Source organism: Epilithonimonas zeae, assembly GCF_023278365.1.
GTDB lineage: Bacteria > Bacteroidota > Bacteroidia > Flavobacteriales > Weeksellaceae > Epilithonimonas > Epilithonimonas zeae_A.
Genome location: NZ_CP075338.1, coordinates 1,551,002 through 1,566,949 on the forward strand (window position 1 = coordinate 1,551,002; position 15,948 = coordinate 1,566,949).

A 15,948-nucleotide genomic window follows, 5' to 3' on the forward strand; every position below is an offset into this window, starting at 1 on the left:
TCAAAATTAAGTTGGCAAAATTACACTTTTATATCCACCACCACAAATCATTAACTAAAGTTTAATAAAATCTTAATTTTAAAGAATATTTTTCAGAATATTATTCGTTTAGATTGATCCAAACTTTAGTTGAATAGGATTTTTTCAACCATATTAATAAAACGGAGACTTCTCTACAAGAGTCTCCGCTTTTATTTATAATTCAGAAAGTTAATTTAAATATTTAATTTAGCTTAGTAGTAACCATTCTTGAGGATCCATCGACTGTTAGAGAATTAGAGGTTGAGTTACTTACCGCCTCAACAGTAATAACATCTCCAGCAGCACCTTGAACTACCATAGACATAGAACATCTGGTGGTTGGGGATGGAATAAGATTATTGACCGGACCACTTCCATACGTAATAACATTACCATTCTGTTTTATTGCACCGAAAAGAACCGAACTGTTTACCGTACCAGCCAAACTGACATTAATCAGAAATATCCCTGATGAAGGCAAAACATATGTAAATACTGTAGTTGGCGTACTATTAATTGTAAATTGTGAAGTTATGGATTGCATAGAAACAATAGTAGCACCACTTCCTCCACTACTAGGCGTAGACCAAGTACCATCACCCCTAAGATATGTGGAAGAACTAGCCGTACCTGATGTTGTAGAAATTTTAGCTACAGTAACACTTGCATCCGCAATTTTAGTGGTTGTAATTTTAGAAGCGCCTACAGTTATTACTCCTGTGGAAGCAATTGTTGCATCTCCAGTCATAGTTACAGGTACACCTGGGGCATAAGGCGCTGTTGAATTGGTTAAAATCAACTGTCCGCCTGTTGTACCATTTGAAATACCTGCACCTGTACTACCGGTTGCCCCAGCAACACCTTGAATCCCCTGTGGTCCTTGAGGGCCTGTTGCCCCGGTTACTCCTACCGGCCCTTGGGGTCCGGTTGCCCCCGTCAACCCAGCAACACCAGTTGCACCGGTAACACCCTGAACACCTTGAATCCCCTGAGGCCCTTGAGGCCCTACCGCACCAGTTGTTCCTACCGACCCTTGCGCTCCTGTTGAACCCGTTACACCTTGAACTCCTTGAGGTCCTTGCGGCCCCTGTGGTCCTATTGCTCCCGTTATTCCATTAGTTCCAGCTGCACCTGTTGGACCAGTCACTCCTTGAATTCCCTGAGGTCCTTGTGCTCCAGTATTTCCTTGAATTCCTTGCGGTCCTGTTGCGCCAGTCGCTCCATTAGTCCCAGCTGCTCCTGTTGAACCAGTCACTCCTTGAAGACCTTGTGGTCCTGTTGCACCAATTGCGCCATTAGTCCCAGCTGCTCCTGTTGGACCTGTCACTCCTTGAATTCCCTGAAGTCCTTGTACTCCAGTATTTCCTGGAAGACCTTGTGGTCCTGTTGCGCCTGTTACTCCCTGAACTCCTTGTGGACCTTGCGCTCCTGTCGCTCCAGCTGGACCAGGAATAGAACTTCCTGAGTTTTTTGCATACAATGCGTAAGGAACACTTAATAACTGTGATGTTCCTGTTATTGTATAATTTGTTGAACCTGTTGGATCTGTTTCGATTTTAATAAAGTAAGTATCAGCACCCCAATCAATTGTAGAATAAGAACCACTAACTAATGTCCCTGCTCCAATTCTTACATTGACCAAACCATTTACATTAGTAGATTGAGCCTGTGTTTCAGAATATACCACAGCTCCAGTTGCAGAACCTTTTAATATGGAAAATTTCATTCCCACATTTTGATTCTTTACAAGTTCATTGCTTGAGTTTCTTATGATTGCCTGATAACTCATAGCATCCTGGGCTTGCGAAAATGCAAATGTAGAAACCAAAGAAGCTGCTAAGAAAGAGAGCTTTTTCATAGTTGATTATTTTTTGTTTATTATAGTTTATTTATCCGTTTTTAAGACTTTGAATACCTTCACCACTTTACCATCTTTCAGGATTTTAAGATAATAAACTGCTGCCGGATAAGAAGTCATTTTAATGGATGTCTGTGACTCGTTAATAGCTTTGCCTGTTAATGATTTTCCACTACCATCATAAAGCTCATAGCGGTATTTTTTATAATCATTGAATCCGACTTTCAGGTTAAGAATATCCGGCGTTGGATTGGGATAGATTTTCAGACTTAGATTAATTTCTGTAATATCAACACCTAATGTTTCCGTAATTTCATAAGCCTGTTGAACACCGGCAGCAACACTCCCACTTGGGGAGATTGCTGTATCATAAAAAACTTCTCCAATAGAAAAAGCGACATTTCCATTAGATCCCGAGGAATTATCTCCACTTGTATTAATAGAGGACTGAGCGTAAGATTGTATCGAGAATCCTACAACAAATACTATTTTTATTATTGATTTCATTAGTATAATTTATAATTTGTGATAATTATATTCATTAGATATTCAATTGTGAGTTTAGTATGCAAACCACTTGCTTCCATTATAAACCAATACCACTCCTATTGCATTTGCAGTTCTCGTACTAGTGGCAGTAAGACCACTATCCTTACCAAATTCATATATTTTTGTTAACTGATAATCATTACCGCTCTGACGAAATGATTTGCCGTTTGGATCTATACTAGCCTGCTTATTTTCTGAAAAGACATAAATTGTCAAGCCCGTACTTGGATTTGCTGGAAGTGTAACGGTATAAGCTCCCGAAATGTAAACCATCTGATTCACATTATTCAATGTCATATTACCATTGGCATTAACTGCAATTAAGCCAGTTCCACCACCGCTTGGGGTAGACCAAGTTCCATCACCTCTAAGATATGTGGAAGAGTCCTTAGTTCCTGTTGCAGATATTTTTGAGACCGTTACTTTAGAATCTCCAATGGCTGTTACACCCGAAGCTGATATAGTCACGTCTCCACTCATAGTCACGGGTACTGTTGGGGAATAAGGCGCTACTGAACTAGTCAAAATCAACTGAGCACCTGTTGTACCATTAGAAAAACCAGCACCAGTACTTCCTGTAGCGCCGGTTGGACCTGTATTTCCAGTTACACCTTGGATTCCTTGAACTCCTTGTGGTCCAACTGCCCCAGTTGCCCCAGTTACGCCTTGTGGTCCTTGCGCACCTGTTGGACCGGTTAATCCTTGAATTCCCTGAATGCCTTGTGGACCTTGAGCTCCTGTAGCACCTTGAATACCTTGCGCTCCTGTTGGACCCGTTGCTCCAGTTGAGCCAGTTACGCCTTGGATTCCTTGGATACCTTGTGGACCTTGCACTCCTGTCGCACCTATTACTCCAGTTGCACCTATTGGGCCAGTTACACCTTGAATACCCTGAGGTCCCTGTGCTCCAGTAATACCTTGAATACCTTGTGCTCCAGTTGAACCCGTTGCTCCTGTAACTCCACTAGCTCCAGTAGCACCTATTGGGCCAGTTACACCTTGAATACCCTGAGGTCCTTGTGCTCCAGTAACACCTTGAATACCTTGTGCTCCAGTTGAACCCGTTGCTCCATTAGCTCCAGTTGCACCTATTGGACCAGTTACACCTTGAATACCCTGAGGTCCTTGCGCACCTGTAACACCTTGTGCTCCAGTTGAGCCCGTTGATCCAGTAGCTCCAGTAGCACCTATTGGGCCAGTTATACCTTGAATGCCCTGAGGTCCTTGCGCACCTGTAATACCTTGAATACCTTGAGCTCCTGTTGAACCCGTTGCTCCTGTAACCCCATTAGCTCCCGTAGCACCTGTTGAACCAGTTACACCTTGGATACCTTGTACACCTTGTGGTCCTGTTGCGCCTGTTACTCCATTAGTTCCAGCTGCACCTGTTGGACCGGTTATACCTTGAATACCCTGAGGTCCTTGTGGACCTGTTGCTCCAGTTGGACCGGGAATAGAACTTCCTGAAGTTTTTGCATACAATGCATAAGGAACACTTAACAACTGTGATGTTCCTGTTATTGTATAATTTGTTGAACCTGTCGGATCTGTTTCGACTTTAATAAAGTAAGTATCAGCACCCCAATCAATTGTAGAATAAGAACCACTAAGTAAGGTTCCGGCACCAATTTTCACATTGACCAAACCATTGATGTTTGTTGGCTGCATTTGCGTTTCCGAATAAACAACGGATCCTGTAGGAGAACCTTTCAATATAGAAAATTTCATCCCTACATTCTGACTTTTAATCAGTTCGTTATTAGAATTTCTGATGATTGCTTGATAACTCATGGCATCTTGTACTTGCGAGAATGCAAAAGTTGAAACAAGAGAAGCTGCTAAAAAAGAAAGCTTTTTCATAGTTGATTAATTTTATTTTATTAATATTTAATTTATCCTGTATAATGCTTCGATTATTTTCAAAGCTTATTATCTTCTATTCTGGATAGAAACCAACCATATCAAGCCATAAACACAAAGTAATTATCAATTTTACTGAAATTATTTTTTATGTTTAATAGATTACCACACTTTCGACAAATGTATAAAAAATATAATCACAATAAATATTAATTTTTTACAAAAACACAAATAAATAAGTTATAAATATCGAAAAGTATTTTAGATATACAATTTCATAAAAAAAGCAACAATTAGTTGTTGCTTCTATTTTTCATAATAATTCTTGAAATCATTTTCACCATATACTTTCAATCAAAAAAAATTTCAGATATTATTCTAATCTATAAAGTAGCTTATCGAAATTAATTCTTCATCATCGTCTTCAAATACGCTCTGTTTTGGTTCACAGAAGGACAATCTGGTCTGGAGACAGAAGCTTTCTCATTATATTCATTAGCTTTTTGATAATCTCCTAAAAATGAAAGACATACACAAGCTTCCAAATTAGGAATATAACCAGAATAATCTGAAAACACGAAACCGATGTCATTATAAATCTCAACCTTAGTTGCTAAATCAAACCATCTGAATGCCTGATTATAATTTTGCTTTTCTTTATAATAATACCCTAACTCGCAACAGATTTCTGGTCTTGGCGTGTCATATTCGAAAGTTTTGAATAAAACTGGTATTATCTTTTCCTCAATTCCTAACTTTTTATATTCGATTGCCAACAGATGACAACAAGCTATTACATCTTCTATCCAACCTAAGCCTGTTGCTAAAAATTTCTCATAATAGATAATCGCATTTTCGATATCATTATGATCTTTCAGTTCTCGAGCGTAATAATATAATTGTCTTGGAGAAAACGCTTTTCCACTCTTCTCTAGAGTTCTATAAATATCAATATTTCTGGTAGATGCAACTTCTTGTCTGGTTTTCTTATGCCAAATTTCAATATCTGTATATTTCAAGTTGCCAATCAAAGGGATACATTCGTGAACTGGGTCAATCCATTGATAGTTTTTACTTCTTTTAAATAATCTTTCACGTGTCGAATGAAAAGTAGGATTATTGTTTTGATCAAATGATAAAACATATTTCATCGTGACAATCTCAAGATCATCACTCAGAGTTTTCTTCAAATCATTGATTTCTTGAACGGATTTTTCAGGCACAACATCGTCGGCGTCCAGCCACATTTGATAATCCATCGTTGCTTTGGAAAACGCAAAATTACGGGCTGCGGCGAAGTCATTAATCCATTCAAAATCGTAAACTTTGTCTGTGAATCGCTTGGCTATTTCTTTGGTTTTATCAGTAGAGCCAGTATCAACGATGATGATTTCATCCGCAAAATCTTTGGCACTTTCCAGACATCTGCCTAAAACATCTACTTCATTTTTGACAATAAGACACAAACTGATTTTCATAGAGTAAAAGTTTTTTCAGGTCTAAATATACAGGTTTTAATAACTTGATGACCAAAATATCTGAAGAGGAAATTTAATATTTTAATTTTTGAAGCGTATCTTTTACAGTTTGTTTTGTTTTTATTTCCAATACAATTATTTCAGATGTCTCCGAGACTTTTCTAACTTCGAAATTATAATTCAATCCTGTTTTTATATTAGGTTCAAAAAATATTTTTGATTTTTTGGAGGCAATCATCTCTTTATAAAAATCATTTTTCTTATAAATTTTATAATAATTGGAATCTGTCTGCAACTCATATCGACTGTTCTCAATAGTTTTTGTATAAGACAATGGCGATGAAATTAAAAAATACAGAAATAATAAAACAACCGTAAATCCAAAAAACATTACCAAAAAGAATCTTTTCCATTTCCTCAGTATTCCTAAAAACAATAAAGTAATTATAATGATTACCAACCAAATCCATTGATAATTGATGGTTATTAGAACATCCTCAAACTTTCTCAAAAACAAATCTATAAAACTGAAAACAATCATTAGCAAAGCAATTACAAAGAGCGTATTGCTTACCTTAATCAATGTTTTATTGTTTAACAATTCCATAATTTAACTAGTCGATGTTACAAATATTGTTTATTGATTTTAGCTTCTGGTTTTTCACAAAAAAGATAAAGACAAAAAAGGAAAAGCCACTCTAAAGGCTTCATCAAAACATAAGTAAGATCAGACGCTTTTTGATTATTGATTTTTGTTGAAAGATTATAACCATATTTATCATAATTAGACCTTAAAAACTGATGACTTTTCGGTGACCAATCTGCAATTAATTCTTCAAAAGCATTGGCAATCTGCAATTGTCTGTTAACAATAATTGGCTGACCGTGACGTTTGCCGATATGGGTTGGTTTTACAAGTTTCGGATTTCCCTTCGCTGAAACCGTACATAGATAATGACCTTTATGATCCAATATAGGCGGATGAGTTTTCTGCGAAAATGCCCAGGTTGTGGTATCGGTAAATACTTTGACCATAGAATTGTAATCTTGACCAAAAAGAATCAGAATTAATGTAATCAAGAAAAAAACTGGCAGTAAAAAGAAAATAGCCCATACGTGAACTTCATATTTTTGAGATAGAAAAAGATTACATCGATTAAGGAATGGATTTTTGAAACTTCGGTTTTCAGTTTCATCTTTTTCCTCAGAAATAATTTTATTCAAAAGTAAAATGCCAATAATATTACTAATTAGCGTTGCTGGAACAAAGAAAAAACTGCCGTCATTACCATTATAAATACTAAGACTTTCCGTATTGTGACTGCTAAATTGAAATAGCAATGCAAAATTGATGATTATCCCAATATAGATAAATATCAGACTAAACACCAAAAGCAAAGGTGGACTTTTTCGACCTTTGATCCAAAGCACATAAGCTGAAATATGATATAGAAAAAAGTACAAAAGCAAGGAGAGAATGTGTTTTCCGCCCAAAGGAGAATAGCATTGGTCCACCGGATCTATGGCAGTATGATAATCTTGATTATGGAACATAAAACCAAATGCAAAAAACAGCAAAGAAAGGATGTAAATAAAAAATAAAACAATCTCGCCCCAGCTTTTCTTTTTGTTGACCATAGCTTCGATCGCAAAAAAGTTAAAGACCAAAAACAAGATCCAAAAAACACAAAAACCTATTTCTGACATCAGATTCTTTCTTTAATTATAAAATATAAATAACAAATGTTTGTAAAGTAAATGTAAAAAGAAAAATTTCTTAATCAATATAAAACATTTAAAAACCTAGTCTAAGTCATAGAAAACCAGAGACAATGATTATATTTGAAACAAAAACAAATCAGATGAAAAAGCAATTGTTCTTATTGTTCGCAAGCATTTTTTTGATTTCCTGTTCACAAAACATTATCAGAAATCCGATGAATGGTGAAAAATCAGATTTCGGTATCACATCGCCGTCCAAAGCATTATTTTTTGTGGAAAATGAAAAAATCGATGATGATGAAGAAAAAATAAAAACTCACACCAAAACGGCCAACGAAATCTACAGTATGTTTGGAGAAATCACTGATAAAATGATGGTTGGAAGAACAAATGCCAAAACTTTTAAATTCACAAGAGGAAAGAAAACGTGGCTTGTGGATGTCAATAAAATGCCCAAAAGAACTGCGATGATTCTTTTCGACGGTTTGCAGAAACCCTTTATAGAATACGATTCCGAGAAATATTTGCCATTAACCAAGCAATATTTTGCTGAAGATTTGAAAGAAAAAAACATTTTAAAACAAACCATAAAAGCTGATACTAAAACAACAAAAACTATTGTAGACTCTTTGTGGACAATCAGTTTTGTACCTGATAAACAATACGCATCTGCAATTACATACAACCTGAAACGTTATTATTCTCCGGCAATTTTTGGTTTTAATTCTAACAATTGCGACGGGACTATTTTCACAGAAACTTTCACAGACCTTAAACAAACAAAACTGAGTTACGCATCATCCGTCACGTATGCCAACGGAAAAATCACAAGTGATGAATATGTTAGAAATGGTGAGGTTTCCGGTCAAAAACGACATTTCAGTTCTTTAGGATTATTGGATTCTATGGTTTATTATTCCAACAAGGAAGCTGATGGTAAAATTGAGTTCAAATATCTTCCGGACCGTATTATCAGTCGATACAACAAAAGTCTGTCCCGCGATGAATATCTTTTGAATGACAAATTTCAAATCTCAAAAAAGATAAGCTTTGATGCAAGAAACCAAACAGAATCTGAGCAAAATTTCTTTTACGACAACTTTGGAAGAATGGTTAAAGAAGAATACTATTCTTCCGGAAAAAAGCTAAGCACTAATATTTTCGAATACGAAGGAAAGGAACAAAAGCGTTTTTCAAAAATGAAAGTAATTCCTTCCGACGAAAGCTACATTTCTGAAAATACAAGCTCGATTATTGATGGCAGAGAAACCTTCATCAATACAATGAACGGAAAAATTCAATCAAAAACCATCAGCTATATGAATAATCAATGTGAAGGAAAAGTCTTGATGTATGATGGTTACAATGCCATTACCGGCGTTACAATACAGCGGAAAATAAAGAAGTGATTTGAAAGTAAGAAAAATTATATAATCAGCTAAAAAATTAAAATGATTGTTTTTTTTCGATAACGAATCTATTTTATTCTAAATGATTTTGCAATAATCATCTTTTACCAATAAGATGTTTTTATATATTTGATTATTAATAAAGACTATGGAAAAGAAACTCAAACTTTGGGACGCTGTGATGATCGTGATGGGCTCGATGATAGGAAGCGGAATTTTTATCGTGAGCGCAGACATCATGCGGAATCTTGGTTCTGGCTATTGGCTAATTGTTGTTTGGCTAATTACAACATTAATGACCATCGCAGCAGCCATAAGCTACGGTGAATTATCAGCAATGTTCCCAAAAGCTGGCGGACAATATACTTACATCACAGAGATTTTTGGAAAACTGATGGGGTTTCTCTATGGCTGGGGAATGTTCACTGTCATCCAAACCGGAACAATTGCGGCGGTTGCTGTTGCGTTTGGAAAGTTCACAGCTTATTTGATTCCAAGTCTCAATGACGCAGCACCGATTTTCCAAAACGGTGATTTTAAAATCACGTGGATTCAGATTCTGGCGATTGTCGTCATTCTGTTCCTCACGTTTGTGAATACTAAAGGTGTTCAAAGTGGAAAAATTCTCCAAAACGTTTTTACTTCATCCAAAATCATCGCACTTCTTGGTTTGATTGTTCTTGGTTTCGTCCTGATTTCTCAATCCAATTGGAGTTCTAATATGAGCTTTGGCTGGGAAGCTTTCCAAAATCTGAAACAAACCGAATGGAAAAGTATTTCCGGAGCAACTATTCTTGGCGGAATTGCCGCAGCAATGGTTGGTTCTGTTTTCAGTTCTGTGGCTTGGGAAAATGTGACTTTCATTTCCGGAGAAATCGAAAATCCGAAAAAGAACGTGGTGAAAGCAATGATTTTGGGAACTTCTGCCGTGATGATTCTTTATCTTTTAGTGAATTTTGTTTATCTCAACGCACTCGACAGAGATTCCATTGCTTTTGCAGCGAATGACCGTGTTGCCGTTGCTGCTGCCGAAAAAATGTTCGGAAATGCTGGAACAATAATCATTGCAGTTCTTGTGATGATTTCGACTTTTGGTTGTGTGAACGGAATTGTTTTAGCAGGAGCAAGAGTTTTTCAGACAATGGCAAAAGACGGATTGTTTCTAAAATCTGCAGTTGAAAATAATAAAAACGGCGTTCCTGCGAAATCACTTTGGATGCAAGGGATTTGGGCGAGTTTGCTTTGTCTGAGCGGACAATACGGTGATTTGCTAGATATGATTTCGTTTGTGATTGTTTTGTTTTATATGATAACCGTTTTTGGCGTAATCTATCTTAGAATTAAAAAACCTGAGATGGAAAGAGGTTACAAAACATTTCTTTATCCTTTCACGCCGATTCTTTATCTTTTGATTGGAACCGGATTTTGTATTCTGTTGTTCATTTATAAACCTCAATATACTTGGCCTGGATTGGGATTGATTTTGCTTGGACTGCCGGTTTATTTTTTTATTAATAAGAAAAGTATGAATACTAATGAAGATTAAATTTTTATTGATATTAATTTTCTTATCTGTAAAAATCCTCGCTTGTTCTTGCGCCGAAGATGCTATAGCTCAGAATTATTTAGATTCGGATATTGTTGGAATTATTACGATTGATTCTACATACGGAGATACAATATGGGAAAATAGAACATTTGGTTTCAGAACTTATAAAGCAAAAATTCATTTTGATAAAATATTTAAAGGTCAAAAATTTAAGGAATTAAATGTTATTGGAAATTCTAAAAATATAAACTCCGGTGCTTGTGAAACGCTTGTTGAACCAGGAAAAAAATATTTAATTTTATTAAATAAAAATAGCAATGGAGAATATACAGTTTCTCTTTGTAGTAGCATGTTTCAAATTAATACCAATGATTTAAAAACAATAGATAACTACAGTAAACAATTCAGCTATTTAGAAAAAAATAATTTGATTTTTAAAGATTTTAAATTCATAAACTATTACGACAGTTCTGTAAAACTTGATGAACTAAACAATGTTCTAACAAACGAATTCAAATCTACTTTTGGACAAAAATTAAAAAACAAATTTGGAGTTTATAAAATTAAATTAGACTCTGAAAATAATATTATTGAAATAAACTCTATTAAAAAAACAGGTCTTAATGAGAGAAAAATTTTAACTTTAATAAAGAAGAATATTAAAGCCAAGTATCTTTTTAACAAGAGTCCTAATTCAGAATATCTATTATTTTTAGATTTTAATTCTTAAATAATGTCGATGAATTTAAATTCCATTTTCTCAGATTTAATCTCAAAATATTCCGATAATGAAATATTAAAAACCGATTATTGGAAAGAAATAGAACAATCTTATTCTCAAAAAAGCAGACAATATCACAATCTCATTCATCTTGAAAATATGATTCTCGAATTGGAAGAGGTAAAAGATAAAATTGCAGATTATGGTTCTATACTTTTCTCCATTTTCTATCACGACATTATTTACAAAGCAACATCAAAAGACAACGAAGAAAAAAGTGCAGAATTAGCAAAAACCAGACTCGAAAAACTGAATATTCCGAATGATAAAATAATTAGAATTCACAATCAAATTTTTGCCACAAAATCTCACAAAAGAAGTGAAGATTCTGACACCAATTTTCTGCTTGATGCAGACTTAGCAATTCTAGGTCAAGATTGGAAAATCTATGAAAATTACACTCAGCAAATCAGAAAAGAATATTCAATCTACCTGGACTTTATGTATAAGCCAGGACGCAAAAAAGTATTGACTCATTTTCTTGAGTTCGAAGAAATTTTCAAAACAGATTATTTCAAAGCAAAATATGAAGAAAAAGCAAGAGAAAATATTCAAAGAGAATTAGCCCAAAAATAATTTTTTAAATTGTTACCAAAATTTGGTAACTTTGATTTGCTTAATAGAATTAAAATGGGACGAAATACATCTGTTTCTTTAGGAAATCATTTTGAAGATTTTGTAGACGACAAAATTTCACAAGGAAGATTCAAGAATGCAAGTGAAGTGATTCGTGCCGGATTGAGACTTTTGGAAGAGGAGGAAAATAAATTACAATTTCTTAAAAACGCTGTTCAAGAAGGCATCAAAAGTGGGATTGCAAAAGATTTTGAACCAGAAAATCATCTTGCATCTTTAAAAGCCAAAATGAAAAATGGCTAAATATTTCTTCGCAAACAAAGCTATTGAAGACCTTTCAAATATTTATGAATATACTTTTCAATCTTGGTCAGAAAACCAAGCTGATAAATATTATGAAGAACTAATCAGATTCTGTCAAATGCTTTCAGAAAATCCGACTATTGGTAAAAATTATAGCGAAATTGCTTCTGACATTTTCGGATTTCTTGCCAATTGGCATATTATCTTTTACAGAATTTTGAATGTCAATGAAATAGAAATTACAAGAATTATTGGCGCTAATATGGATTTAAAATCAAGAATAAAAGATTAAGATTCCAACAAAAACTCCTTATAATTCCCCAAAAACTTAACCTCTGCACCAATCGCTCTTAACTCATCAATCGAATTGACATAAAGAACATTGTTCCAATCGCCAACAACGGTTACAAAAAAGAAATAATTCCCCAATTTAGTTTTCAAAGTTCGGGATTCGATTTTGCTAAGGTTCATATTTCGCCACGCAAAAACCGATAAAACCTGATGCAACCCTCCGGCGTGATCTTGTGGTAAAGTAATCAGAAGCGCTGTTTTTTTTCCGATACTTTGCATTTTATTTTCATATGAATTCTCGGTTTTAGAAATTACAATAAACCGGGTGTGATTTTCCTCCACATCGTGAATATTTTCGTGGATGACTTTTAAGCCGTACAGATTTGCCGCAAATTTGTTGGCGACTGCTGCAATTTTCCTGTCAGGATTTTCGGAAACACGTTTTGCTGCTGCTGCAGTTGATGCAAAATCTTGTTTAGGAACGTCGGGATATTTGTCATTCAGGAAATGAAAACTCTGCGCAAGCGCCTGCGGATGAGAATAGATTTTTTCAATTGCAGTATCATTTTCTTGACTTGGATGAATCATCAGATGATGCGCAATTGGCATTACTGCTTCTGCTTCAATCTTGATTTCCGGCGTCTGATAAAGATAATCCAAAGTCATAGAAACCGTTCCTTCTATCGAGTTTTCCAACGGCACAACCGCTTTATCCACTTCATTATTCTGAACTGCCAGAAAACAGTCTAAAATATTAGCTTTCGGAATCAATTCTTCGTTTGGGAATAATTGAGTTGCGGTCAACTGCGTAAAAGAGGCTTCAGGTCCTAGGAATGCTATTTTCATACTGCGAAATTAAAGAATTTTTGAACCACAAAAGACACAAAAGAAAAGTTAGTTGCTCTTTAAGCTAAAAATAACCATAAAATCCTTCGACTCCGCTCAGGATGACAATTCTAAATACTAAACTATAATTATTAACAGTGTCAGGCTGAACTGAGTCGAAGCCTTTAAACAACTTAAACTTTTGTGACTTTTGTGGTTAACCTAATCAAGCGTTTTCTTAGAGAAATCAAAATTAAAGTTGGCGCTTACGATAAAACCATTGTTGTATTGGAATACATTTTTACCTTCCACTTCCCTTCCCAATTGAACAATTTGATTCAGATAACCGCCTTCTACTCTTACCAAATCATTAAATTTATAGCCTAACAAAACTCCGATTCTGTTTTGGTCAAAAATATTCTCGCCAACATTTTTCCCGAAGCCAATCATCACCTCATCATAAACCGCAACATAAGGCGTTTTATCCGCAATTGAATTTCCTTTTAAAGGCATTTGCAAACGAATCATATACCGCGCTCGGTTCATAAATGGATATTGGTCTTCCGAAGTGAGATTGGCATTAGAATATCGCCCAACCCAGCGCTGTTCCAACATAAAACGATGCGACAAATCGATTTTCCCAATCTTGTCGATCACAGTTGCCATTTCGTAAATCCTGTGTTCCGTAAAATCTTTCCCCATTCCGTTAATCGGGATTTCACCGTAAGGAAAAGTCTCTGCCCAAGCGTAACCAAAGCGCAATTGCAAGTTCGGATTTGCCTGATAATTGATTCCCAAACGCAAAAGACTCTGCTGCCAAGTCGTGATATAATCATTTCTTCGCCACTGATATTCAGTGTGGATGGAGAATTTTGAATCTAATTTAAATGTTCCATTGTAAGCGTACCAGCCAATATTATTATGATTGCTGATTCGGTTTTGTCCAGAAAAAAAATTTGAAATTAAAACCAGAAATAATGCGCTAAAGAATAATTTTGCTTTAGTGAAAACCATATTGAAATATTATCGATTTCAGCAAAAATAGGGATTCAGAAAGGCAAAAGCAAATGACTTTAATTAGTTTCTATGCTGATCGCCGGAACCTTATAATTATTGAAATTCCTGTCAGGCTGCAGAATTCTGGCCCGTTTCAAAAGGTCTTCCGCAATCAGAATCGAATCGTTGTGAACTTCGATATCATTCAGAAAAAATCTGGATTCTGAAGTAAGATTCAATCTTTTCTTGGCTTCGGAAACAGTTACTTTTTCGAGATTCAGAGGCTTTTTCATGATGATATTAATCAAACCATTTTTCACAAGGTCGTCGTATTGTTCGATTTGCGAAGATGGCGATTTGTAAACCTGAACACTTTCGATGTCTTCCGGATTGAAACTATGAAGCAACACATTAGAAACAATTACATTATCAACAATATAAATTGGGCTCACTTCAGATTTCTGAGCAAATGAAAGTTGGAAACAAAAGAAAACTGTGAAAGCAAGAATCAGTTTTTTCATAAAAATTCGATTTAATTTTAAAATTAAAGAATCAGCAAAATTAAAATTATTTCTCGCAGATTTTTTAGATTTAGCAAATCATCAAAAAATCTGCCCAATTTGCGAAATCTGGGTGAAATTTTATTTTAACAAAGTCTAATTAGCGTCGCCCTTTTCGATGCCTTCTTCAATTTTTTCAAAAACCTCTTCCTGTTCATCGTTAGAAATCTCGAATTGGTCTTCTTTATCTTCATTCCTTACAACCAACGAAATCCAAATCGGAAAATGATCAGAATCTACAGATTTCATTACTTTCATATCGACCAATCGAAAATGCGGGCTTACGAAAAAATGGTCAAGAGGCCAACGCAAAAACCAATATTTGACGTGAAATGTATTGAACATTCCCCGTCCACGCCGAGGGTCAAGCATTCCACTGGATTTTAGAAATAACTTAGTCGTTCTGGACCAGGCGACATCATTCAAATCTCCAAAAACAATGGAAGGTTTACCGTAATTTCTCGCTTTTTCTCCAACCAAAAGAATCTCCGCATCACGTTCCGTACTTTCAGGATTTTCCTGTGGAACCGGCGGTGTCGGATGAATTCCAAATAATCTGACTGTCTGATTATTATATTCCAAATCCGCTACAATTGACGGAATATCATCATCAATCAAATAATTGACTTCGTAATTTTTAACCGGAAAATGACTGTAAAATAAGAGTCCGTAAGTGTTAGCTAAAGGAACTTCAATTTTGTATTCGTAATGTTTTGTAACCGTTTTTAAGGCATTTTGCCATTCTTCATCGGTTTCCAGAAAAAACAAGACCGATGGATTTTGTTCTTTAACCAAATCAATTAATTTCTGATAATTTCTGTTATGCTGGTAAACGTTACAAACGAGAATATCGAGAACTTTCTCACTAGGATTTGGTTGCGTTTTATCAATCATCGTCTTCCCAAAATCTGTGTAAGGAAGGATGATGTAAAACAAATAGCCGGCACAAATAATCTCAACAGCTAGAATAATCTGCTCATAAATATTTGGATTTTCGAAGGCGAAAAACCAAGCGAAAATGAGAATTAAAAGAATAACAAATTTCTGAAAACGTGGATAATCAAAAACGCGAAAAGCCCAGTAAGTGTTTCTGATAGCCGGAATCAGCACCGACAGAATCGCTAAAACGGAAATAATCCAATACAAACAGTGTGTGATATTTTCCATTTA

General features: G+C 35.2%; 16 protein-coding genes. 6 read left to right on the forward strand and 10 right to left on the reverse strand.

The window, feature by feature from the left end:
* Positions 1-223: 223 nt before the first annotated feature.
* From KI430_RS18055 to KI430_RS06835, 6 genes are all read right to left on the reverse strand, one after another.
* On the reverse strand, positions 224-1,879 hold the full coding sequence (locus KI430_RS18055; protein WP_262920896.1) for a collagen-like protein: 1,656 nt from the start codon (positions 1,877-1,879) through the stop codon (positions 224-226).
* Between the two features lie 27 nt (positions 1,880-1,906).
* Complete coding sequence (locus KI430_RS06815) at positions 1,907-2,386, reverse strand: T9SS type A sorting domain-containing protein (RefSeq protein WP_248877499.1); 480 nt, start codon at positions 2,384-2,386, stop codon at positions 1,907-1,909.
* Positions 2,387-2,440: 54 nt separating this feature from the next.
* Positions 2,441-4,288, reverse strand: coding sequence for an exosporium protein (locus KI430_RS18075; RefSeq protein ID WP_317231444.1), 1,848 nt, complete (start codon positions 4,286-4,288; stop codon positions 2,441-2,443).
* Positions 4,289-4,692: 404 nt separating this feature from the next.
* On the reverse strand, positions 4,693-5,766 hold the full coding sequence (locus KI430_RS06825; RefSeq protein WP_248877500.1) for a glycosyltransferase family 2 protein: 1,074 nt from the start codon (positions 5,764-5,766) through the stop codon (positions 4,693-4,695).
* Between the two features lie 73 nt (positions 5,767-5,839).
* Positions 5,840-6,373, reverse strand: a complete 534-nt coding sequence (locus KI430_RS06830) for a hypothetical protein (protein WP_248877501.1) — start codon at positions 6,371-6,373, stop codon at positions 5,840-5,842.
* 17 nt (positions 6,374-6,390) lie between these two features.
* Positions 6,391-7,473 carry a DUF6688 family protein gene (locus KI430_RS06835; protein WP_248877502.1) on the reverse strand — a complete coding sequence of 361 codons (1,083 nt, stop codon included), beginning with the start codon at positions 7,471-7,473 and terminating at the stop codon, positions 6,391-6,393.
* Between the two features lie 155 nt (positions 7,474-7,628).
* On the opposite strand from KI430_RS06835, the gene KI430_RS06840 reads away from it, so the two are divergent.
* The 6 genes from KI430_RS06840 to KI430_RS06865 all read left to right on the forward strand — a co-directional run bounded on the left by KI430_RS06840 (position 7,629) and on the right by KI430_RS06865 (position 12,398).
* On the forward strand, positions 7,629-8,897 hold the full coding sequence (locus KI430_RS06840) for a hypothetical protein (protein ID WP_248877503.1): 1,269 nt from the start codon (positions 7,629-7,631) through the stop codon (positions 8,895-8,897).
* A gap of 148 nt (positions 8,898-9,045) precedes the next feature.
* Positions 9,046-10,443 (forward strand): APC family permease, encoded by a 1,398-nt coding sequence (locus tag KI430_RS06845; RefSeq protein ID WP_248877504.1) that lies wholly within the window; start codon positions 9,046-9,048, stop codon positions 10,441-10,443.
* Positions 10,433-11,176 (forward strand): hypothetical protein, encoded by a 744-nt coding sequence (locus KI430_RS06850; protein ID WP_248877505.1) that lies wholly within the window; start codon positions 10,433-10,435, stop codon positions 11,174-11,176. The genes KI430_RS06845 and KI430_RS06850 overlap by 11 nt, the downstream gene beginning before the upstream one ends.
* 9 nt (positions 11,177-11,185) lie before the next feature.
* Positions 11,186-11,803, forward strand: coding sequence for a hypothetical protein (locus KI430_RS06855; protein WP_248877506.1), 618 nt, complete (start codon positions 11,186-11,188; stop codon positions 11,801-11,803).
* A 54-nt stretch (positions 11,804-11,857) separates the two neighbouring features.
* Positions 11,858-12,106 carry a type II toxin-antitoxin system ParD family antitoxin gene (locus tag KI430_RS06860; RefSeq protein ID WP_248877507.1) on the forward strand — a complete coding sequence of 83 codons (249 nt, stop codon included), beginning with the start codon at positions 11,858-11,860 and terminating at the stop codon, positions 12,104-12,106.
* Positions 12,099-12,398 carry a type II toxin-antitoxin system RelE/ParE family toxin gene (locus KI430_RS06865; RefSeq protein ID WP_248877508.1) on the forward strand — a complete coding sequence of 100 codons (300 nt, stop codon included), beginning with the start codon at positions 12,099-12,101 and terminating at the stop codon, positions 12,396-12,398. Before KI430_RS06860 ends, KI430_RS06865 begins: the two co-directional genes overlap by 8 nt.
* On the opposite strand, the gene pheA is transcribed toward KI430_RS06865, so the two are convergent.
* From pheA to KI430_RS06885, 4 genes are all read right to left on the reverse strand, one after another.
* Entirely contained in the window at positions 12,395-13,243 is an 849-nt protein-coding gene (gene pheA, locus KI430_RS06870) for a prephenate dehydratase (RefSeq protein WP_248877509.1), read from the reverse strand. The genes KI430_RS06865 and pheA overlap by 4 nt on opposite strands.
* A gap of 201 nt (positions 13,244-13,444) precedes the next feature.
* Positions 13,445-14,236: a DUF2490 domain-containing protein gene (locus KI430_RS06875; RefSeq protein WP_248877510.1), complete on the reverse strand. Its 792-nt coding sequence runs from the start codon at positions 14,234-14,236 to the stop codon at positions 13,445-13,447.
* A 59-nt stretch (positions 14,237-14,295) separates the two neighbouring features.
* On the reverse strand, positions 14,296-14,739 hold the full coding sequence (locus KI430_RS06880) for a hypothetical protein (protein ID WP_248877511.1): 444 nt from the start codon (positions 14,737-14,739) through the stop codon (positions 14,296-14,298).
* Between the two features lie 135 nt (positions 14,740-14,874).
* Positions 14,875-15,945: an endonuclease/exonuclease/phosphatase family protein gene (locus tag KI430_RS06885; protein ID WP_248877512.1), complete on the reverse strand. Its 1,071-nt coding sequence runs from the start codon at positions 15,943-15,945 to the stop codon at positions 14,875-14,877.
* Between the last annotated feature and the right edge of the window lie 3 nt (positions 15,946-15,948).